Genomic DNA, 23,024 nt, shown 5'->3' on the forward strand with positions numbered 1-23,024 from the left:
TGGTGTGGAAATCTTACATGTATTATATTTACTAAAACCCTATAATGAAAATATTAATAACAGGAGCCACAGGATTGGTAGGTTCTGCACTAAGTGATTTGTGTCGCACAGATGGTATCCATGTAAATTATCTCACAACATCAAAGAAAAAAATACGTTCAGAAAAAAACTTACAAGGTTTCTATTGGAACCCAAAAGAGGATTATCTTGACGAAGAATCTATGGCAGATGTTGAGGTGATTGTTCACTTGGCTGGAGCTACTATTGCACAACGATGGACACCAGAAAATAAGGAAGCCATCTTTGATAGTAGAATTAAAACGGCTAGGATGTTGTTTAGTACGCTTTCGCGAAAGCGTAAAGAAAACGAGCCTAAAACAGTTATGCACTATATTTCTGCAAGTGCGATAGGAGGCTACCCCTCATCTCTTACAAAGCTATATAACGAGACATATCCAGAGTATGCCACAGGGTTTCTTGGAGAAATTGTGGAGGAGTGGGAAAAATCTGCGACGGAATTTCAACGTCTAGACATAATAACTACCTGCGTGCGTACGGGAATTATACTTGATAAAGAGGATGGTGCACTTCCTAAAATAATGAAGCCTATTACCTATGGTGCTGGTGCTCCACTAGGGAGTGGTAAGCAATGGCAATCGTGGATTCATACGGAAGATATGGCTGGCATCTACCATTATATTATTAAAAACAGACTTTCTGGAATTTATAATGCCGTGGCCCCTTATCCTGTAACAAATATGGAAATGACAGAGGTGCTTGCAGCACAATTAGACAAGCCTTTATTACTTCCTAAAGTTCCTAAGTTTGCTTTAAAATTAGTCTTAGGCGATATGGCCGCAATTGTTCTAGAAAGTCAAAAAGTAAGTGCAAAAAAGATTAGAGAAGAAGGGTATTTATTTAAATATAAAAAGATAGACCAGGCAATTAAAGATATTCTAGACATCTAGACATCTAGCTATTAGTACTATAATATACTTTTGAAAAATAAATACCTCAAAAAAAAAGAGCCACTTCATTTAAGAAGTGGCTCTTTTTAATACATTAAAAAAATGTATTAAGCTTTTGTAGCTTTTATGTTTACAGTAAGAGCTACATCATCACTGATGAATTTGTCTCCTAAGTTGTCAAAAACTGATTGTGAACCGTAGTTCACACCCCATTCTGTACGATCAATCATAAATGTCTCACTCATAAGTGTCATTTGATTTCCATTTACAGAATAGTTTACAGGAAATTCGATGCTTTTTTTCTGATCTCTAATTGTTAGATTTCCTTGCATCATTTTCTTTCCATCTTTCTCAGTCACACCTGTTACTTCAAAAGCAGCTGTAGGATATTTTGCAACGTTGAAGAAATGATCTTCTTTTTCTTTAGCAGTTCCTTTAAGGTGACCTTCTAGGTCTTCTTTTCCTTCTCCTGCTTTAAGGTCAGTAACTTCAATAGAAGTCATGTCGATTAAGAATGTTCCAGTAACAACATCACCAGCAACATTTACAACACCATTATCGATGTTTATAGTTCCCATGTGTTTTCCAGTAGGCTTGCTTCCTTCCCACATAATTGTAGAGGCATCTGCATCAACCATAAATTTTTGTGCATCAGCTACAACAGAAACTTCTTGAGCTTCACCAACTTCTGTTTTGTTTTTGTCTTCTTCTTTACAAGAAACAACTCCTGCCATAAGAGCAACTACAGCAAGTGTATTTAGAATTTGTTTTTTCATTTTGATAGTTTTGGTTTAGTAAAGTGCAAAATTAACTTATTATTAAATTTGGTTTCTTAAATTTATATTAAATAGTCTATGAATATGGAGTGCTGAGCTATTGATACGAATATTTTCAATGTAAACATCTAAGAGGTTTATTTTAATTGAGAATGTTTCATTGTTAACAGAAAGCAATGCTACGGTACTTCATGGCTATTTAATTCTTATTAAGGTTTTTATCTATTAAGAATCGATGAAGATTTATTTTTTACCGATGAACGTCTATATTTGTGTAGCTTAACCCTTCTTAAATGAGATATATTATTTTAGTGCTGTTACTTAGCATGGTTGCACTTACTTCTTCTTGTGTGCCACTTAAAGACATCACCTATTTGCGTGAATCAGAAATGAAATCAGATAGTCTTATTTCGGTACAGGTACAACAAAGACCATATCGTGTACAAGTGGGAGATATTCTCAGTATACGTCTTAAAGCTCTAGATCAACAACTTGTAGACTTTTTCAATCCAGCAGGATCTGGAGGCGTTTCGCTTGATGAAGGATTTTATTATGATGGTTTTGCGATTGATACACATGGTAATATCAGAGTACCAGAATTAGGAGAGATCAACGTATTAGGAAGAACTACAGAAGAGATTAGAGAAATTATTGAAAAACGATTGCTGGCAGATTATATTAAAGACGAAGCAGATCTTTTTGTGACTGTAAAGCTTCCTGGAATTCGATACACCCTAGTGGGAGAGATAGGAAGTCCAGGAACTCAAAACGTGTTAGCAGAAAAGGTGTCTATTCTTGAGGCAATAGCAAATGCTGGAGGCGTTCCTCTCACAGGTGATTTGACAGATATTTTGATTATAAGACAATATCCAGGAGGGCAACGTGTTCATCATATAGACTTAACAACTATTGATGTGATGCAATCTCCATTTTATTATATTCAACCCAATGATATCATTACGGTAAATCCTTTGCCGCAAAAAGCCATTGGTGTAGGTACAACTGGATTACAGGCCCTTACAACAATAATAAGCATTGTCACAACAATCGCCACAGTTATTCTACTAGCAACACGATAAACGATGGAAGAAGATTTTGATGTACAAAGTTCCGGAGGTTTTTTTGATTTTAAAGGGTTCCTTTTTAGGTTAGTAAGTTTTTGGTGGTTATTTCTTATATCTCTTGCTATTGCTTTTGGGATTGCTAGATACATTAACGTACGGAAGGTTCCTATTTATAGAGAGACGAGTGTGATTTCTATTAAGGACGACCAGAACCAAATGTTTGGGGGTAATACCAGCTTGGTTTTTAATTGGGGAGGGACCACAGATAAGGTACAAACAAGTATCATAATGCTTAAGTCGCGTTCACACGCAGAGCGAGTCGTTCAATACCTACAGTATTACATTAACTACCAGAAACAAGGAGAATACCACATTGAAGATGTGTATGGAAATACCCCTTTTAGGTTAAAGCTAAATGACTCTTTCCCGCAACTGTATGGAAAACGAATGACATTTATAGACCAAGGTAACGGCTTGGTACGCATCAAAATTCCTTTTAATGGAGAAAATATTTCATTGTATAATTATAGAACTCTTCAACCTGCTATAATTCCTGGTCCAACGGAAAGTTTTGATGAGGTATTAAAAATAGGAGATACGATTGAAACACCATTTTTAAAAGGCGTCTTACTTCCTACAGAAGTCTACCCTCAGGAAGGGGATGCATATTTAGTGAGTTTAGGCAATTTTAATGCTACGGCTGGTAGATACCGAGGTATAGGGATTACCCAAACTCCTCGAGGAAGCTCTATTTTGGAACTTAGCCTAGTGGGGACTAATAAAAAGAGGCTTATTGATTATCTTAATGCTAGTATTGCCGTACGTACCGATGAGCAATTACGTCAAAAGAATCTTTTTGCTACTAAGACTATAAAATACATAGATAGTAGTTTAAAGTCTAGCAATAGAGATTTAGATAAAGCGCTTGCAGACCTTAACTATTTTCAAAGTAAAAATAGAGATGTTGCACTGTCTGGTGGGGCAGAGCAAATAAGTAGTGAGTTGCAGTCTCTAGATAATAAAAAGGATGAACTGGCAAGACAATTGGTCTATTACAAACAATTAGAAAATTATCTTACTACCAGAACAGATTATACAAATGTCCCAGCACCATCTGTTACGCTTATTAATGAAGGGAGTATAACTAATGGCGTTTCAAGTATTGTACAACTAGCATTACAGAGAAGTAATCTTTCTTATACAGCAAAGGAAGGGAATCCGGCCTTTAGAGACCTTGACAGACGTATAAATGCAGAGAAGGAAGTGTTGTTTGAAAATATACGTTCTAGCAAAGAGCAAATTAATTACCAGATAGCAACTCTTAATCAAGATATTAGAGAAGCGCAAGGACAGCTGCGACAGTTTCCTAAAGAGGAGCAAGAACTAGCCGAAATACAGCGCCGCTTTTCTATAAGTCAAGAAGCATATGATCTATACACCACAAAGCGAAGCGAGGCTGAAATTATAAAGGCATCCAATGTTTCAGATATTCTTTTTATAGACAAAGCAAAAGATGTGGGGAGAGGTCCCATAGGCCCTAATACACAACTTAATAAAGTGATGGCTGCATTTTTCGGGAGTGTTATACCAATCGCATTGGTGCTAATTCTATTTTTTCTTGATGCTAAGATTGGAACTCCAGAAGATGTAAAAAAAAGATCTAGCATAAATATATTAGGAGTTATAGGTAAAAACAAGAGAGGCTCAGTACTTGTAGTGCGAGATCACCCAAGATCTGCTATTGCTGAGGCTTTTAGAGGGTTGCGATCAAGCCTACAATTTATTTATAAGAAGAAAGGTTTAACTGGTGCCAAAACAGTATTAGTTACCTCTAGTATAAGCGGAGAGGGTAAGACGTTTACCTCTATAAATCTTGCTTCCGTTTTCGCTTTAAGCGAAAAGAAAACAGTTCTTGTGGGATTAGATTTACGGAAACCAAAAATATTTGACGACTTTAATATTGATAATGACAAAGGGGTTGTAAACTATTTGATAGGGGATGCAGCGATCAAGGAGATTAAGCAACCCTCTGGAATACCACATTTAGATGTGATTTTATCGGGACCGATCCCACCTAATCCTTCAGAATTGATTATAAGTGGTGCTATGGAGGAATTTGTGGCGGAACTTAAAGAGCAATATGATTACATCATTTTTGACACACCTCCTTTAGGTTTGGTTTCTGATGCTTTTGAACTAATGCCGTATGCAGACGCTTCTCTTTATATCGTTAGACAAGGATATACTAAAAAAGATATGCTACGTCTTGTTAATGATAAGTATGAGAAGGGAGAGATTAAAAATATTAGTTTTGTGCTTAATTATTTTCAGCAGAAGAAAAAGTACGGCTACGGCTACAGCTATGGCTATGGAGCCTATAATAATGGATATCACGAGGAGGAGAAATCTGGAATCTTTCATCGTTTAAGAAGCGTATTGACAAAAAGAAAGTAAACCTGAGCGAATGGCTGGAGATAAAGTGATACAAGACGATTGGCTCTATGAGATTAAACCGAAAGGAAAATTTATAGATCTTAATTTTAAAGAAATCTGGAGGTACAGAGATCTCTTGGTTTTGTTTGTAAAACGGGATATTGTTACGGTTTATAAACAAACGGTTCTAGGGCCTTTGTGGTTTTTAATACAACCCTTATTTACGAGTGTGGTATTTACACTCATATTTAATAATATTGGGAATATAAACACGGGAGCTGTTCCCGCTTTCTTGTTTAATCTCATTGGGATTACTTTATGGAATTATTTTAAAGATTGCTTATCCTCTACGAGCGTAACGTTTACCAGTAATGCAGGACTTTTTGGAAAAGTTTATTTCCCTCGTTTTATTGTTCCTGCTTCTAAAGTAGTATCTGGACTCTTCAAGTATACCATACAGCTATTGATCTTCTTTGGTTTTTACGTCTATTATATCTTTGTTAAGGGTATTGATGTGCGTCCTTCTTTGTGGGTTTGGTTAGTGCCCATCTGCATCCTCAACATGGCCCTCATAAGTTTAGGAGTGGGGATGATATTAAGCGCAATGACCACAAAGTATAGAGATTTGACGGTGTTGGTCTCATTTGGGTTAAATTTATTAATGTATATCAGCGCGGTGATGTATCCATTAGAAGAGATCCGAAAAAAGCTCCCTAAGTATTTCTGGCTTATAGAGTACAATCCCTTGGCTCAAATAATTGAAACCTATCGCGGGTTACTTTTAGGGGCTACTTCTATAAATTTTAATGCGATACTCATTACTTTTTTAATTGGAATCTGTAGTTTTCTTATTGGACTAGTCATTTTCAATAAAACGGAAAAAACATTTATAGATACGGTGTAGGATGGAAGATATTATTTTAAAGGTAGAGAATCTTTCTAAACAATATAGGCTAGGGACTGTTGGAACTGGTACTTTAGGTCACGACTTAAATAGAGTCTGGCATCGCATACTTGGTAAAGAAGATCCGTATTTAAAGATTGGAGCTGTAAATGATCGCTCGGGCACTACAACATCAGAGTATGTATGGGCATTGAAAGACATTAATTTTGAAGTAAAACGGGGAGAGATTCTTGGAATCATTGGTAAAAACGGAGCGGGCAAATCTACCTTACTTAAAATTTTATCAAGAGTCACAAGTCCCTCTACGGGAGGTATAAAAACTAAGGGAAGAATTGCGAGTCTTTTGGAAGTTGGTACGGGAATGCATCCAGAGCTAACAGGCTTGGAAAATATCTATTTAAACGGAGCTATTTTAGGAATGACGAAGTCTGAGATACGTTTAAAGATTGACGAGATTGTTGAATTTTCTGGCTGCCAGATGTATATAGATACCCCAGTAAAAAGATATTCAAGCGGGATGCGGGTACGCTTAGGGTTTGCAGTTGCAGCTTTTTTGGAGCCCGATATTTTAGTCGTTGATGAGGTGCTGGCTGTTGGTGATGCAGAGTTCCAGAGGAAAGCAATTGGTAAGATGCAAGATATAAGTAACACAAGCGAAAGAACTGTTTTGTTTGTGAGTCATAATATGGCTAGTGTACAACAGTTGTGTACTAAAAGTATTTTATTAATAAACGGTAGTATTGTTTTCACAGGAGATACAGAGAAGGCAATTGAAAAATATTTATCATCAGAAAGAATTGTAGAGGATACATCTTATCTAAAACAATATATTAAGGAGCAAGATGATGAAATTTTTAAATTGCAAAGCTTAGAAATTACTCAATCAAACACTCAAAATAAAATTTTCTATTCAAGTAGTAAAGTTGAAATAACGTACATTTTTGAAATTTTCAAAGAGACTATGGGTCTTCGTATTGGATTTGATTTATATGATACCAAAACGGGAGGCATCCTTTGGAGATCTTACCACGATGATCTTGGTTCAGAAATTATGACACTACCAATAGGTAATTATTCTTTTAAGGCTATTATACCAAGGAATCTACTAAAAGCTGGATCCTATGCATTAAAGCCTATCGTTGGGATTCACAACAATAGATGGATAATATATGAGGATAGGCTTGTATTAGGCTTTGAAATTGAAAATACAAAAGGAATAGACACCCTATTTACAGGTGAAAGACCAGGGGTCATACTGCCAGCAATTGAATGGAGCCATGAATAAAAAAAATGAACATTAAAAATTATGAATATTCATAACTTAAGATATCGGCTGGCTAAAAAAATAGGTAGTAAGCTTCAAAAATATGCTAGTAATAGGAACGCCACTTCGAAAAAGAATATTGAAAAAGTATGGACCTCAAAATTTATAAATAGTAATTTTTTCGAACATAATTTAGAAGAGGGAATTAAAATAAATTTGTATGAGGACAGTATATTATCTCAATACATATATAATGGCTTTGAAGAGCTAGAACTAAATTTTGTAAAAAAAAATCTCAGTACTGGTGACACTTTTCTTGATATAGGTTCTAATGTCGGGTTATTCAGTCTAGTAGCTTCTAAAGCTGTTGGTGATCGCGGTAGCGTGATTGCTTTTGAGCCTAATCCTGAAACTTATAGAAGACTACAAGAAAATATTGATCTTAATAATTTTCATAATATAACTACTCACAACATTGGCTTATCAGATAGAAAAAATACTCTCGATTTTTTCATTTCTGATACGGGGTTTGATGCTTGGAATTCATTTGCTCCCGAACCTTCTAAACTCCAAAATGTAATCAAAGTTGATGTTCTTTCACTGGATAAATTTTTAGAAAAATTTGATAAGGAAAAAATTAAACTGATAAAGATAGATGTTGAGGGCTGGGAAAAATTTGTTTTAAAGGGTGGTGAGTCATTTTTAAATAATTATAATCCAATTTTAATAATAGAATTTGGAGAAGAAAATACATTAAATGCAAACTATCACGTGCAAGAACTTTTTGGGATTTTAGAAAGTTACGGTTATAAATGGTACGATATTCAAAAGGATTTAACATTAATATCTCACAAAAAAGTACTCAATTACCCATATTCAAACCTAATCGCCAAGAAGAACTAAATAGCTATATGTCTCGTGTTCACAAATATACCATCAATTTGAAGCAGCTCTCCAGTTTCATAACTATAGAAACCTGGTTCAACAGACCAAAGTTGAAAATTTAAGTCTTTTAAATATTTAATCATTTCATCATAGGTTTTTTCGCCTTCATACAATGGAATTAGAGACATCTCAATTTGAATCATTTTAATATTATTTAGAATGTCACGACCACTTTCTAATATATTGTACTCATAACCCTGCGTGTCAATTTTTAGAAAAATATTATCATCCAGAGAACAATGAGCTTTAAATACTGTAGTAAGTGTATTAAGAGTAATAGTTTCCTCATCTACGTAAATAGACTCTGGTGCATTATTTAAATGAGAAGGGAGCATTTTTAAAAGGGAGCTGCTATATGAGTTTTGAGCTATATTGATTACGGAGGTTTTATTTTTCAAGCCTAATCCTATGTTTTCTACTTTCCAAGAATTATATTGCTCCGAGAATTTTAATAAATCTTGAAAAGGTTTTTGCATAGGTTCAAATGAAATAATTGAGCCTTTGAATCCCATGTTATTTAATTGTTGAAGAGCATATTGACCACTATTTGCACCCACATCAAGAATCTTATCGATATTACAGTGGTTTTGTATCTTCTTTCTTCTGATAAGGTCACCTTGCAGATTTGATTTTTCTGTCAGATTAAACCTTTTTTTTATTAGATTGACTATTTTGCGTTTTATTCGATTTGATAACATATAAAAGTTTTATTCAAAAGTATTTCATTTTAAATTGATTTTACTAGAAACTAATAGAATGTGTTTTAAAAGACAGAGTAAGAATTTGAGTTACATGTTTTCACTTAGATAAAATAGCTCATGTATGAATAATGAATTTTAAAATCATTTATTTAAATTAACATAGATGCTTCCTTTTTTCTCAATAATAATCCCAACATATAATGCACAAAAAAAATTAAATTTTGCACTGAATAGTTTGTTACAGCAAGATTTTAAAGACTTTGAGATTATCATAATGGATGGAGCATCTTCTGATATGACATTAAATGTTATAAATTACTATGCTTCTGAGGATTCTCGCATTAGAGTTTTTTCAGAAGAAGATTTAGGAATATATGATGCAATGAATAAAGGAATTATAAAAGGAAGAGGCCAGTATCTATATTTCTTAGGGAGTGATGATATTTTGTTTGGGGATAAAGTATTATCGCAAATTTTTGAAGTCCTTCAAGAAAATGCGGTAGATGTACTTTATGGGAATGTTTTTAGCAGTAGATTTGATGGTTTATATGATGGACTATTTACAGCAAGTAAACTTTATAATAAAAACATATGCCATCAATCAATTTTCTTTAAGCGTTCAGTTTTTCAAACCATCGGAGTTTTTGATTTAAAGTATAAGTCTCAAGCAGATTACGACCACAATTTAAAATGGTTTTTTAGTGATAAGTTATCTCACTCTTATAGTAAAATTACGATAGCAAATTATGCTGATGGAGGTTTTAGCTCTCTTAACAATGACCTATTATTTATAAAAAATAAAAAACGACTTTTTTTTAGGTTAGGTCGAGGGAAATTATCGTTAAATTTTTATATGAAAGTAGTAATTTCTTTCATATCTCAATATTATTATAAATTAAAAAATAGATTTTGAACCCAAGCCCGTTAGTTTCTATTTGTATACCCGTTTATAATGGTGCTCTTTATTTAAAAGAGGCACTTGATTCGATTAAACATCAGTCATACAAAAATATTGAAGTTATTATAAGTGATGATCACTCCAGTGACAATAGCTTGGAGATTATTTCTATCTTTAAAGAAAAAGCAACTTTTCCAGTTTATTTACACGCTCATAAACCTAATGGTATTGGAGCAAACTGGAATAATACTATAAAGCTTGCTAACGGATATTTCATTAAATTTCTTTTTCAAGATGACGTCTTATTACCTGATTGTATAACTAAAATGGTGAATACATTTAGATTATATCCATATATTGGTATGGTCGCTTGTAAACGTAATTTTCTTGTTGAAGGGATGAAAAGCGATGTAATTAAGAAATGGATTTCACAATATGAAGATTTACAGAAAGAATTTGTCAAGCCCTATGATGAGAGTAATCACGTTGTAATTGATGCATCAATATTTTCTTTACCATCCTTTTATAAATCCCCACTTAATAAAATTGGAGAGCCACCTACGACAATGTTTAAAAGAAGTATTGTTAATGATGTTGGATTATTTAGTGAAGATTTAAAACAAATTTTGGATTACGAATTTTATTATAGAATTTTAAAAAAATACCCGATTATAATTTTAAAAGAAAAGTTAGTTAATTTTCGGATACACTCATTGCAGGCAACAAATGTCAATAGAACAACTACAATTAATGATTATGAGATCTATCCTAAAATATTATATCAACATTATCTACATTTATTGCATCCTAATCTTCAGCATAAATTAAAAATGAAGTACAAACTATTATATAATTATTTTTACAAGGTAAAGAATCATTTTGCGTGAATACATATATTATTATAGTGACCTATAATGCAATGCAATGGATTGAAAAATGCTTGGCTTCTATTCCTGTGACTTATCCTATAGTTATTATAGACAATAACTCTAGTGACAGTACTTTAAAATTTATAGAGACTCATCATCCTCGAGTAAAAATTTTCAAACAACAAAAAAATTTAGGTTTTGGCGCGGCCAATAATATTGGTTTAACGTATGCATTATCGAAAGAAGCTGAGTCAGTTTTTTTGATGAATCAGGATGTATATTTAAGACCTAACACAATTTCAAAAATAGCTGATATTTCACGTGAGAATTATGAATATGGCATTCTTAGTCCTATTCATTTAAATGGAAAAGGAAATAGATTAGACCGTAATTTTTCTTTATATCTTAATTATGATAGCAACAATGACTTTTATAGTGACGCCATATTTAATCAGCTCAACGGAGTATATCAAGTTCCTTTCGTAAACGCGGCGGCCTGGTATATTCCCAAAAGAATATTAAAAAGTGTTGGAGGTTTTGATCCTATTTTTTTTCATTATGGTGAAGATAATAATTACTGTCAAAGAATTCATTACCACGGATTCAAAGTGGGAGTGGTGGCAGATACTTTCGTAATGCACGACCGGCAAGATAGAGAAGTGAATAACATTAAAATTTTCACAGAAGAATTTCTAAAAAAAAAAGAACGTCACTTTAAAAATCAAATTGCAAATCCTAACAATAATGATTATCAACGACATTGGCTCTTAATTAAAAGAGGTGACTATAAAAAAATGCTTATTTCTTTACTCAAAGGGAATTATAAGAACTTCCTAGGTTATAAGAGATTATTGAATTTTAGAATATTGTGGTTCAAGCAATGTGAAAAAAGTAGAGAAGAAGTAATTTCATTGAAAAGTCATTATTTATGATAGAACCACTCGTCTCCATAATCATACCTTCCTATAATCGTGCTACCTTAATTGGGGAGACACTCGATAGTGTTTTGAACCAGACTTATACAAACTGGGAATGTATTGTGGTAGATGATGGTAGTACTGATCATACTATTGAGATTGTGAGGGCTTTCGCGAAATCGGATAAAAGATTTAAAATATTAGAACGCCCAAAAAATCGAGTGAAGGGAGCAAATGCTTGTCGAAATTTTGGATATGAGAACTCTAAAGGAGATTATATAAATTGGCTCGATAGCGACGACCTTTTTAGTCCAAATAAATTAAAAGAACAAATAAAAATATTGACAATTAATAGTACAATTGGTGAAATTTCAACGTGTGGATGGAACAAATTTAGGAACACAACAAATGGTATTAGTGCACGAGATATTCACCTAAGCAAAGACTATGTTTCTGGAAGAGAGTTATTAAAAGATTTTAATAGAAATGTTGCTTTTTTTCCTTGCCATTGTTATCTTTCAGACCGCAGTATTTTTAAAAAATCGGGTCTTTGGGATGAGAGTCTTGAAGTAAATCAAGATGGTGAATTCTTTACTAGAGTTCTCTTAAGTAGTAATTCAGTTCTATTTGCTAAGAGAGCAATAGCCTATTATCGCATACCAGAATCAAGCAATGTTAGTCAAATCGGAACTTCTAAAAAAGCAATTGCTGCAATTGAAAGTTGGAAGCTTATAGAAAGACATTTAGAAAAAGTAACTCCAAAGTATTCTTATGACTATGTTGCAAACGCAAAAGAATATTTATTTAGTAGGATTGTAAACCGCCCGATAGTAAAAGACTACCCTTCATTTTTTAAAAAACAATTGAGCACGACATATAAGCTCAAATCTTATTGGCAAAGACTTTTTAAGAAAATAAAGACTATATGGAAATCTCATAATGGCTATGGATAAACCTTCAATACTACTCATTGGTCCAGCTGGTGAATATGGAGGTAGAGAGGTAGAAATGAATCAGGTTTATCATTCCCTTTCTAAGTCCTATGATGTTTTCTTGTATTCTACTGGAGCTATTACATCGCATTCTACAGCATTAGATAACGTAGATGATACGAGCTGGAGCTGTCTTTATGATAATATTTATAAAAAATCTTTTACATTAAAAGTTCTAACATATTTATCCTATTTCAAAAACATAACACGTGGTAATAGATATCAGTACGTAAATAATAAGTTAGCAAAAGAATATTTTGGTTTTGAAGAAAAAGCAATTAGTGTCTTGAAAGAAAAAATTAACGATTACGAATTGATTTTTATCTGCGCTCAGGTCACAAGTAAATATCTACTAACTATTATAGACGTAGCTTCTAGTTTAAATAAACCTATAGGATTTAGGGTGACAGGTACTATTTTCTATGTGCCAGAGGAATTAAAGTCGCGATTGAACGTTGTAAATACATTCAGTTATCATAGCCTGCTAAACAAGGCTAATTTAGATATTTACCATCCACAGCAATCTTATCTTATTATAGATCAATATGCCATTTTAGAAAAGCAACTTCTTAAAATTCCTTTGAAAAATACTAAGATCAGAACATTTGGTTTTTTAGGAAGATTAAGCTCAGAAAAGGGTGTCGATGTACTTTTAGATGCTTTTAAGCAGATTGATAGTGATTTAATTATAGCTGGTGATGGCCCTTTAAAAGAGAAAGTAGAGATTACAAGTAGTCAAAACGATAATATTCAATTTATAGGCTTTATTAAGAAAAAAGAAATAGTTGATTTTTTTAGTGACATCGATTGTTTGATTATTTGTTCTCTAGAAGAAACTGGACCTTTAGTAGCTTTAGAAGCTATGGCATCTGGAACTCCTATAATTTCAACACGCGTGGGTGCTATGATGGAGAGATTTGAGCAAAGAGATAGTATATATTGGATTGAAAATAGCAGTAGTTTAGATTTGCAACAGGCCGTAGTCAAAATAAAAGACCTTAGTAATCGAGAAATTATGAGATTAGGACTTGACTTAAGAGGTAGATATTTAAACGGGTATGCAAAGGCAAAGATTCAAAAGCAATACCTTAATTTTATTAATGATATTTTATAGATTGAAGATTTTGATAAATAGTTGATTAGTTGACATAATTTAGTTTGTAAATTTTAAGTTGAAAAATCTATCCATAATAACCATAAACTATAACAATGCAAATAGTACACAGCGAACATCTGATTTATTTAAAACTTAAAGCATCAGATATATTTTAAATTCATTGTTTTGGATTCGACTTTTAGTGATATAAGTATGAACATATTTCAAGATCACAAAGTGTATATCTAAGCAGAAATAGAATAATATCTAAATTTTGTTAATTAGAAAACACTTGATTTGTAAGGTAAGCATCATCCAAATTATAAATGCTCTGAATAATGTCTAAATTACCCGAACTATTAATTAATTTCTCAGACTTTTATCCGGGTTTCAGCAAGACTGAGAATTACTTTTATAGCATTCTTTCCAGAGATTACACACTTATTTTGTCGTCAGAGCCGGAGGTCCTTATCTATTCTTGTTTTGGCTATGATTATCTGGATTTTAATTGTTTACGAATATTTTATACCGGAGAGAATCGAAAGTCTGACTTTTCTGCCTGCGATTTCTCAATATCCTTTGAATATTTAAATAAGGAGAATCACTATCGCCTTCCTTGTTATTCTGTCAGGGCTTTTTATTTCAACTTTCTCCCTGAACTTGTGCGAGAATTAACGAGAGACGAAGCACTGGTTGAATGGAATAGAAAATCAAAATTTTGTTGTACTGTAGTTTCGAACGGAAAGTCGGCGGTTCGGAATGATTTTTTTCATAAACTGAATGCCACAAAGCAAGTCGATTCCGGAGGTAGATATTTAAACAATATTGGTGGCGCAGTAGAGGATAAATTTAAGTTCACAGAGGATTACAAATTTGTGTTTGCGTTTGAAAATCAACGATATCCAGGGTATTTGACTGAAAAGCTTATGGATGCTATACTAGTCAACTCAATTCCAATATATTGGGGAGATCCTAAGGTTAATAAGGATTTTAATCCAAAACGTTTTTTAAACTACAGTGATTATATTGATGAAGAAGCTCTTATTCAAGATATACTAGCTATTGAAAATGACAAAGATCGTTTTATATCAATGATTTCGCAACCAGTTTTCAATCTTAATGTAATACCGCAGCATCTAGAAGAAGATAAATTACTTTTATTTTTAAATAAGGCTATTTCAAAAAGGAAAGAAGTTATTCCTGTAGCACGAACCGCAAAAGCAGAAAGACACCGAATCAAATTAAAAATAAGAAGTCTTATCAAAAAATCCCCTTTCTTGAGAGAAAGACTTCTAATTGAATTTAAAATGTAGAATGAATAGCTTCTCCATCATCACCATAAACTACAACAACGCAAAGGGTTTACAAAGAACCCTTCAAAGTGTAGCAAAACAAAAGCAGCACCTCGCGCTACAGTACATTGTGATAGATGGAGCATCTACAGATGAGAGCGCAAACATACTAAAGGAGTTTGAGGAACACATTGATATCTACATTTCAAAAAAAGACAATGGAGTATATGATGCAATGAATAAAGGAATTGCGAGAGCGACTGGGGATTATATTTTATTCTTGAATAGTGGAGACCATTTTGCACAAGAAATTCAGTTACAGCAACTATTAATGCCTATCGAGGACCAAGATATTATAGCTTACGATATAGAACTCGTAGGAAACAAAAAGAAAATTAAGAGGCATCCAGAAGTAATGACATTTTCCTATTTGTACAATACTTCACCAGCACATCAAGCACTCTTATTTAAGCGAAGTCTGTTCGATAAGTTGGGTGGTTATCGTACCGACTTAAAAATGGTGTCGGACTGGAAGTTTGTTTTGGATGCGGTCGTTCTGTTAAAAGCCACGTATGTCTATATTCCTGAGGTGCTCACGACCTATTATATGGATGGTATGAGTTCTACACCGCAAGGTTTAAAAGAAGGAGCTTTAGCGAAGAAAGGTATACTAGAAGCCGAATACCCAGCTTTTATCGATGATTATGAAAGACTCAGGCACTTTAAAAAACGACGTTTCCAGCTATTAGAAAAAATAGAAAAGGCGGGTGGTTTACGTAAAAAAATAACAACAGCTATTCTGTCATTGCTTAGCACAGGTACGCGTACAAAATAAGTAATATCATAATCGTATTTTTACCCCTAACCTATGATTCACATTGTTTATCCATATCGCAATCGTGATCTAAAACGCATTCGTTTTAGTCTTAACTCGTTGGCTGCGCAAAACAATACAAACTTTAGGGTACATTTTGTAGACTACGGGAGCACTCCCGAGCGAGCTAAAGAAGTAAAAATAGTAGTAGAGTCATACGATTTTGTAACCTATCGCTACGTGTACTGCCCTTATACAATGTGGAATAAGAGCCACGCACTTAATATTGTACTTAAAGAACTAGCAGACGGACATTTTTTTGTGGCAGATGTAGATGGCATATTTCATCCCGAACTTGTACAAACACTTCATAATGTAGCTGCAGCCGACAGAGTGACTTATTTTCAGGTAGGTTTCCTCACAGAAGAGGCGTCGAGGGAGGAACGACCGTTTGAAACCTATCCCATAAAATTCTTATCTACTTACGAGGCGACAGGTCTCAGTCTTTTTCCCGTAAAAGCACTTAAGGAAATTAAAGGGTTTAATGAATATTATCATCTTTGGGGTTCGGAGGATACGGACGTGCACGTACGGTGTAAGCACCACGGGCTAGATGTTCAATTTTTTGATGAAACGCTGCTTATTTTACACCAGTGGCATACCATTTATAGAGCACTGGACGATAAGAGACTTACAGATGATATAACGATACGTAATATCTCTCGGCTTAATATGTATTATCTCAAAGACCTAAAAGAGAGTAATCAAATACTGGCTAATGAAGGTTTTCATTGGGGCAATGATATTACTAAATCAGTGCAGCAGTGCTTTGAAAAGCAACCTGATAGGGTCATCAATGTATCACTGAATAAAACCAAAAGAAACGCCCAGCTAGCATCTATCGCTACCCACACAAACCAAATGGTACGATTACAGTGGCATCGTAAAAAACTAATAGTATCCCGTTTAAAATCCCTAGCTATAGGTATGCAATGGGAAAAGCATGTGAGTGATAGCATATTAAAGTTCCACATCGAAGTTTTGAGAGATAAACCTTATCAATATAAGGTAGATCCTGTTCAGCGCACGTTCACATATACGGTCCAGTTATGAAGCAAAGACCAGTAGTGTTTTTTTCTAATTTTGCACTTCCATACGATGGTATAGGTAGTTGGACGGTGATGTACGATTATTACTTGTCAGGAAATCATCGTGTAGATGCTTTACTATGTCCGCAACCTTCTCGTGAGCATTCTAATGTGGAATATATACCTATAAATGATGGACTTTTTAACAAGGTGAATCGAAAATTAAAGCGTTCTTCAAAATATGCTCCTCACTTTAAAGCCCTACAAAAATATATAGAACAAAATGGAGCTATTATCCTTCACGTAATAGATAATGCGGGTTTTATATTGGAGCTACATCAATTTTTAGAAGAGAATAACTTGCGCGATAGGTGTTATGTCCAGTTTGGATACCACGGTTTTAGACCTTTTTACGATGCCGCCCGAGCGATTCCTTTCTTGGAGACTATTGATGAATTCTTATTTTTAACAGAGGCTTCAAAAGAATATCATCTCAAAGCATATCCAACTTATAATTGCCATTCCACCGTTTTAAGTAATGGTGTCGATAAGGATAAATTTGAACGAAGTAGTGATGATGGTGGAGTCCGCTTTCGCGAAAGCGTAATCAACAAAAATCGAACAGAGAGTCAAAATACAGATACTTGTGTGTATCTATGGCTTTCAAGAGATGTTCCTAAAAAAGGACTAGATGTAATATTAGGAATTTGGGATACCTTTCATAGTGATTATTCTGACACAGAACTTTGGGTTATAGGCAGTGAGCGGAATATAAAGGGTGAAGGTATAAGGAATTTTGGTAAATTACCAAATTATAGCCTGCCACAATATTATCAAGCGGCACAGGTGTATTTGTTCCCTACTTTATGTGAAGAAGGTTTTGGTTTATCACTAGTAGAGGCATTATCTTGTGGGTGCTATGCCATCGCCTCTACTTATGGAGGTGTTCCAGAAGTTTTAAAGGAGGGTGAACTGGGAGTACTCATTACTGCTCCTCAAAACAAAAGCCGCTGGATGGAGGAAATGAAAAAGGCGTATGGTTATTTTAAAGAAGGCACATTGCCTTCAAAGTATGAACTTCCACAAGAAACCTATGGATTAGAGGAGTGGAGCATACAAATGTCAGAAATTATAATAAATGCTCAAGAACGCATATCTCAAATAAATAAAAATGCCTAATATCTTAATTACAGGCGGAGCCGGAAATGTAGGAAGTGCTCTAGCTCAGAGGCTTGCACAATCCTCTGAAAACAATATTACTGTCGTAGATAATTTACTTACTGGAAAAGCAAGTAAAGTTCCTAATGCTACTAATGTTAGTTTTATAAAAGCTAATGCAAATGATTTTAATGACATTTCGGCTATTTTTATGTCCTATCGGTTTGATTATGTCTTTCACTTTGCGGCAGTAGTGGGCGTGCAACGTACGTTGAGCAATCCGCTATGGGTGCTGGATGATATTAAGGGATTTGAAAATATTTTGAAACTCTCTAAGAACACTGGAGTGAAGAAGGTGTATTTCTCATCCTCATCCGAGGTATATGGAGAGCCTTTCGAATTTCCGCAAAATGAACAGACGACTCCGCTCAATTCTAAATTGCCGTATGCCATTGTAAAAAATGTAGGAGAGGCCTTTTTACGTTCCTACAAAGAGGAGTATGGTCTTGAGTATACTATTTTCAGGTTTTTTAATACCTACGGGCCCCAACAGAGTGAGGATTTTGTGATACCGAAGTTCATTGACCTTGCAATACGCAATGAACCCATTACTATTTATGGTGATGGCTCACAAACGAGAACATATTGTTACATAGATGATAATATAGATACGATTATCAAGATACATAATGAGAGGCTCCTGGATGGAGATGTCATTAATATAGGGAACGACCACGAGCTTTCTGTACTTGAGCTTGCTCAAATCATTATTGATTTATGTGATAGTGAATCTGATATTGTTCATCTCCCCGCACTTAAAGAAGGAGACATGACCCGCAGATGTCCTGATATTTCAAAAATGAAAACCGTATTAGGTCGTGAGTTGATGCAAGTCGAGCAGGGAGTTAAAACCTATTTGAAAACCTATAATAGCTAATTATACGTTATGCGAGTAGGAGTGAGCGCGGCAAAGCAGGACTCAAAATTAGAGTTAAACACCTATCATAGGGTTATTATACCTGTGTATATACCTAACCTTAAAGAAGAATATTTTGAAGATGGTTTAGAAATTCTAAAATTTTGCATTGACTCTTTATTAAAAACTATTCACTCTAAAACACGGGTGACCATAATAAATAATGGTTGTTGTGACATTGTAGTTGCCTATCTCTATGATAAGTACCAAAAGGAAGATACCATCGACCAGCTGTTTCATTCGGACATCAACCTGGGTAAGGTAAATGCCATTTATGGTGCTCTCAAGTCTAATCTTGAACCGTTAATTACAATTACAGATGCAGATGTGATGTTCCTCCCGCAATGGCAAAATGCTGTAGAGCATATATTTGAACAGTTCCCAAAAGCGGGAATGGTTTCTCCCGTTCCTTCCAGCATAGCATTTGAAAATGAGATGGGAAGTTCAACTATCGGATATGCAATTTTAAAGGGAGCTTTAAGCATAGAAAAAACAATCAACCGGAAAGGTCTAGAGCGTTTTCAGGAAAGTATAGGGCGTACACTTTACGAAGAGCCTCATCTGGAAGAAATACCTGTATTGAGAATGGGTGAGAAAGCCGCAGCCATAGGCTGTGGTCATTTTGTAGTCACGATGAAGCGGTCCAGTTTTGATAATGCTCCAGTGCGCCCATCAGCGCATAAGATTGTGGGGGGAAGTGAACGTAGATATATAGACAAACCCAACAATGATGGAGGTTTTTTGCGGCTCGCTACGTTAGACAACTACGCATATCACCTAGGCAATAAAGTAGAAGAATGGATGGTTGCCGAAAAGCCAAAATCAAAGCAAACCATAAAAACTAGACCGCTAGAAAAACTGCATTTTGAAGAAAAAGGGCTTTCTAAAAGGTTCAGAATATTTGGGCTCATTGTTTTGAAACTATTCAAAAAGAATCCATCTTTAAAAATGTGGTATTTTAAGAAGAAGGGACTGACCTATGATAAATACTAGATAATGGCCAAGACAAAAATCATAGCAGAAATAGGACAAGCCCACGATGGTAGCTTGGGTACCTTGCACGCATATATTGATGCTGTTGCGACCACAGGAGTAGATGCGATAAAGTTTCAAACCCATATTGCTCAGGCAGAAAGCAGCATACACGAACCCTTTAGGATTAAATTTTCTAAGCAGGATACTACTAGATATGACTACTGGAAGCGTATGGAATTTACCCAAGAGCAATGGATAGAAATCGGGAAACATTGTGAGGAAGTAGGCTTGAAATTTATAAGTAGTCCCTTTAGTAATGCAGCGGTAGATGTTCTTGAGAAAGCAAATGTAGCAGTATACAAAGTAGGAAGCGGTGAAGTAAACAATCATTTACTGCTTAAAAAGATTTTGAAGACGGGTAAACCTATTATTATTTCAAGTGGTATGAGTTCGTATGCAGAGCTTGATGAAACAGTAAAGCTGCTCAAAGAACACAATGCGCAGTTCTCTATCTTACAGTGTACAACAAGTTATCCGACAGCGCCAAAACAATACGGTCTCAACATTATCAACGAATTAAAAGAGCGATATAATGTGACAGTTGGCTTTTCAGACCATTCTGCAAAGGTTGCAACGGGAATTGCAGCAGTTACGCTGGGAGCAAATATTTTAGAGTTTCATGCAGTATTTGATAAAAAAATGTTTGGACCAGACGTGTCTTCTTCTTTAACAATAGAGGAAATAAAGCAGTTAGTTCAAGGGATCAGGGATATTGAGGTTGCCATGAACCATCCAGTGGATAAACAGGATAATTCCGCTTTCGCGAAAGCAAAACAAATGTTTGAAAAATCTTTAGCAGTTAATAAAGATTTAGAACTAGGACATATCTTAACTTTTGAAGATTTAGAAGCTAAGAAGCCAAAAGGTTTTGGAATATTAGCATCTTCCTTTGCTGATGTTTTAGGAAGACCACTAGTTCGAAATATGAGTGCTTGGGAATTTTTAAATAGTGAAGACATTAATTAAATGAAGCAACCTAGAACAATATGTGCCGTAATCACCGCGCGACCTAGTTATAGCCGTGTAAAGACCGTTTTAAAGGCTATAAAAAATCATCCAGATTTAAAATTACAACTCGTTGTTGCGGGTTCTGCCCTTCTTGATAGGTATGGCAACGCTGTTGATTTTATTGAAAAAGATGGTTTTGTTATTAACGAGAAGGTCTATATGGTTTTAGAAGGGGAGAATAATACTGTAATGGCCAAAACTACGGGACTCGGCTTAATGGAACTGGCGAATGTATTTTATAATTTACAGCCAGATGCAGTCCTTACTATTGCTGACCGTTTTGAAACAATAGCGACATCTATCGCCGCTGCATATCAAAATATACCCCTCATTCACCTACAAGGTGGTGAAGTCACGGGAAATATAGATGAGAAAGTACGCCACGCAAATACGAAACTGGCAGATATTCACTTTGTGACCTCAGAAGACGCGCGAGAACGGGTTTTAAAACTAGGGGAGGATCCAGATTATGTTTTTAATACGGGTTGTCCCTCCATAGATATTGCAAAAGATATGGTCGATCTAACCTCCTTAGATTTTGACCCTATAGAGAAATATGGAGGTGTAGGCGCGATGATTTCCAAAAGTGAAGATTACATCGTGGTTATGCAACACCCAGTAACCACAGAATATAGTGAAGCTAAAGCAGATATTCTTAAAACACTCGAAGTAGTGGATGCATTGGGAATCCCAACGTTTTGGTTTTGGCCTAATGTAGATGCAGGAGCAGATGGTACTTCTAACGGAATACGCTCCTACAGAGAAAAACATAATCCTTCAAAAATCAGGTTTTTTAAAAATATGGAGCCTATAGATTTTTTAAAACTACTATCACATAGTAAATGCCTTATAGGGAATAGTAGTGTGGGCATACGAGAATGTTCGTACCTAGGGGTTCCAGTAGTAAATATTGGGACACGACAGAATAGGAGGTTGAGAGGAAATAATGTAATTGATGTGGATTATAACAATATTGCTATCAAAGAGGCAATTCAAAAGCAAATTTTACATCCCAAGAACACTAAAAGTATTATTTATGGGTCTGGAGATAGTGGTAGTAAAATTGCAGACATTCTTTCCACCATTGAATTACGATTTCATAAAACGATAACCTACTAATGAGAATTTTAGGTATCATTCCAGCCCGTGGTGGAAGTAAAGGTGTTCCTTACAAAAATCGAAAGCTGCTCGAGGGAAAACCTTTAATGCAATATACCGTAGAGGCGGCATTGCAATCTAAGGAACTTGATGATGTTATTTTCTCTTCTGAAGATGCTACTCTTATAGGGATGGCTAAGAACATGGGAGTTGAGGTTCCCTTCATACGACCTGCTACACTGGCCACAGATAGTGCTGGTTCTCTAGAAGTTGTGCAACACGCAATCTCATTTTTAAAAGATATTGGGCGTACCTATGATGCGGTTTGTTTGCTACAGGTGACTACACCTTTTAGGTCTTCTCAAGATATAGATATGGCTATACATCAGTTCAAAGCGCAGCAGACAGATGCATTGATATCCGTTCAAAAAGTACCTCACGAGTATAATCCACATTGGGTTTTTGAAGAGCGTTCTTCAGGACATCTAAAAATTGCAACAGGAGAAGATGAAATTATAAAAAGGCGTCAAGACTTACCTGATGCTTTTATAAGGGATGGATCAATCTATATAACAAAGAGTGATATACTCACCTTAGGAAACTCATTTTACGGTGAAACACTTCAATATATCCTCACGGATTCAAGCAGATATGTAAATATTGATACTTTAGAAGATTGGGAGAAAGCGTCACGTATTGCAAAGCGTATAAGTAACGAGTAGCATTTT

At 34.8% G+C, this 23,024-nt stretch carries 22 protein-coding genes; 20 read left to right on the forward strand and 2 right to left on the reverse strand.

Annotated elements, in window-relative coordinates; genetic code table 11:
- The first annotated feature begins 44 nt into the window (after positions 1-44).
- The gene (locus OD90_RS12630; RefSeq protein WP_144669514.1) at positions 45-968 is read left to right on the forward strand and encodes a TIGR01777 family oxidoreductase; all 924 of its coding nucleotides are present in this window, start codon (positions 45-47) and stop codon (positions 966-968) included.
- Between the two features lie 107 nt (positions 969-1,075).
- On the opposite strand, the gene OD90_RS12635 is transcribed toward OD90_RS12630, so the two are convergent.
- Entirely contained in the window at positions 1,076-1,744 is a 669-nt protein-coding gene (locus tag OD90_RS12635; protein WP_144669515.1) for a YceI family protein, read from the reverse strand.
- A 293-nt stretch (positions 1,745-2,037) separates the two neighbouring features.
- On the opposite strand from OD90_RS12635, the gene OD90_RS12640 reads away from it, so the two are divergent.
- From OD90_RS12640 to OD90_RS12660, 5 genes are read left to right on the forward strand one after another with little or no spacing between them, the layout of a single operon-like run.
- Positions 2,038-2,823, forward strand: coding sequence for a polysaccharide biosynthesis/export family protein (locus OD90_RS12640; RefSeq protein WP_144669516.1), 786 nt, complete (start codon positions 2,038-2,040; stop codon positions 2,821-2,823).
- 3 nt (positions 2,824-2,826) lie between these two features.
- Positions 2,827-5,262 carry an exopolysaccharide transport family protein gene (locus tag OD90_RS12645; RefSeq protein WP_144669517.1) on the forward strand — a complete coding sequence of 812 codons (2,436 nt, stop codon included), beginning with the start codon at positions 2,827-2,829 and terminating at the stop codon, positions 5,260-5,262.
- 10 nt (positions 5,263-5,272) lie between these two features.
- Positions 5,273-6,145 carry an ABC transporter permease gene (locus OD90_RS12650; protein ID WP_144669518.1) on the forward strand — a complete coding sequence of 291 codons (873 nt, stop codon included), beginning with the start codon at positions 5,273-5,275 and terminating at the stop codon, positions 6,143-6,145.
- 1 nt (position 6,146) lies between these two features.
- Positions 6,147-7,430 carry a polysaccharide ABC transporter ATP-binding protein gene (locus OD90_RS12655; protein WP_144669519.1) on the forward strand — a complete coding sequence of 428 codons (1,284 nt, stop codon included), beginning with the start codon at positions 6,147-6,149 and terminating at the stop codon, positions 7,428-7,430.
- Positions 7,431-7,451: 21 nt separating this feature from the next.
- Complete coding sequence (locus tag OD90_RS12660; RefSeq protein WP_144669520.1) at positions 7,452-8,312, forward strand: FkbM family methyltransferase; 861 nt, start codon at positions 7,452-7,454, stop codon at positions 8,310-8,312.
- Here the strand turns inward: OD90_RS12660 and OD90_RS12665 are convergent.
- A complete protein-coding gene (locus OD90_RS12665) occupies positions 8,309-9,052 on the reverse strand; it encodes an FkbM family methyltransferase (protein ID WP_144669521.1) in 744 nt (247 codons plus the stop codon). The genes OD90_RS12660 and OD90_RS12665 overlap by 4 nt on opposite strands.
- 166 nt (positions 9,053-9,218) lie before the next feature.
- Here OD90_RS12665 and OD90_RS12670 point away from each other — a divergent pair, with 166 nt between their 5' ends.
- From OD90_RS12670 to OD90_RS12735, 14 genes are all read left to right on the forward strand, one after another.
- Positions 9,219-9,968: a glycosyltransferase family 2 protein gene (locus OD90_RS12670; protein WP_144669522.1), complete on the forward strand. Its 750-nt coding sequence runs from the start codon at positions 9,219-9,221 to the stop codon at positions 9,966-9,968.
- Positions 9,965-10,840, forward strand: coding sequence for a glycosyltransferase family 2 protein (locus OD90_RS12675; RefSeq protein ID WP_186434766.1), 876 nt, complete (start codon positions 9,965-9,967; stop codon positions 10,838-10,840). The genes OD90_RS12670 and OD90_RS12675 overlap by 4 nt, the downstream gene beginning before the upstream one ends.
- The gene (locus tag OD90_RS12680; RefSeq protein WP_144669524.1) at positions 10,837-11,754 is read left to right on the forward strand and encodes a glycosyltransferase family 2 protein; all 918 of its coding nucleotides are present in this window, start codon (positions 10,837-10,839) and stop codon (positions 11,752-11,754) included. The genes OD90_RS12675 and OD90_RS12680 overlap by 4 nt, the downstream gene beginning before the upstream one ends.
- Entirely contained in the window at positions 11,751-12,692 is a 942-nt protein-coding gene (locus OD90_RS12685) for a glycosyltransferase family 2 protein (protein ID WP_144669525.1), read from the forward strand. Before OD90_RS12680 ends, OD90_RS12685 begins: the two co-directional genes overlap by 4 nt.
- Positions 12,685-13,845: a glycosyltransferase family 4 protein gene (locus OD90_RS12690; RefSeq protein WP_186434767.1), complete on the forward strand. Its 1,161-nt coding sequence runs from the start codon at positions 12,685-12,687 to the stop codon at positions 13,843-13,845. Before OD90_RS12685 ends, OD90_RS12690 begins: the two co-directional genes overlap by 8 nt.
- Positions 13,846-14,165: 320 nt before the next feature.
- Positions 14,166-15,140 carry a glycosyltransferase family 10 domain-containing protein gene (locus OD90_RS12695; protein WP_144669527.1) on the forward strand — a complete coding sequence of 325 codons (975 nt, stop codon included), beginning with the start codon at positions 14,166-14,168 and terminating at the stop codon, positions 15,138-15,140.
- Between the two features lies 1 nt (position 15,141).
- Complete coding sequence (locus tag OD90_RS12700) at positions 15,142-15,954, forward strand: glycosyltransferase family 2 protein (RefSeq protein WP_144669528.1); 813 nt, start codon at positions 15,142-15,144, stop codon at positions 15,952-15,954.
- Positions 15,955-15,987: 33 nt separating this feature from the next.
- Positions 15,988-17,046 (forward strand): glycosyltransferase family 2 protein, encoded by a 1,059-nt coding sequence (locus OD90_RS12705; protein WP_144669529.1) that lies wholly within the window; start codon positions 15,988-15,990, stop codon positions 17,044-17,046.
- Positions 17,043-18,200: a glycosyltransferase family 4 protein gene (locus tag OD90_RS12710; protein WP_144669530.1), complete on the forward strand. Its 1,158-nt coding sequence runs from the start codon at positions 17,043-17,045 to the stop codon at positions 18,198-18,200. The genes OD90_RS12705 and OD90_RS12710 overlap by 4 nt, the downstream gene beginning before the upstream one ends.
- Positions 18,193-19,116, forward strand: a complete 924-nt coding sequence (locus tag OD90_RS12715; RefSeq protein ID WP_144669531.1) for an NAD-dependent epimerase/dehydratase family protein — start codon at positions 18,193-18,195, stop codon at positions 19,114-19,116. The genes OD90_RS12710 and OD90_RS12715 overlap by 8 nt, the downstream gene beginning before the upstream one ends.
- A gap of 9 nt (positions 19,117-19,125) precedes the next feature.
- Positions 19,126-20,148 carry a glycosyltransferase family A protein gene (locus OD90_RS12720; protein WP_144669532.1) on the forward strand — a complete coding sequence of 341 codons (1,023 nt, stop codon included), beginning with the start codon at positions 19,126-19,128 and terminating at the stop codon, positions 20,146-20,148.
- Between the two features lie 3 nt (positions 20,149-20,151).
- On the forward strand, positions 20,152-21,156 hold the full coding sequence (locus OD90_RS12725; RefSeq protein WP_144669533.1) for an N-acetylneuraminate synthase family protein: 1,005 nt from the start codon (positions 20,152-20,154) through the stop codon (positions 21,154-21,156).
- Complete coding sequence (neuC, locus tag OD90_RS12730) at positions 21,157-22,317, forward strand: UDP-N-acetylglucosamine 2-epimerase (RefSeq protein ID WP_144669534.1); 1,161 nt, start codon at positions 21,157-21,159, stop codon at positions 22,315-22,317.
- Positions 22,317-23,018: a cytidylyltransferase domain-containing protein gene (locus OD90_RS12735; RefSeq protein WP_144669535.1), complete on the forward strand. Its 702-nt coding sequence runs from the start codon at positions 22,317-22,319 to the stop codon at positions 23,016-23,018. Before neuC ends, OD90_RS12735 begins: the two co-directional genes overlap by 1 nt.
- Positions 23,019-23,024: the final 6 nt, after the last annotated feature.

This window comes from Dokdonia sp. Hel_I_53 (genome assembly GCF_007827465.1).
GTDB lineage: Bacteria > Bacteroidota > Bacteroidia > Flavobacteriales > Flavobacteriaceae > Dokdonia.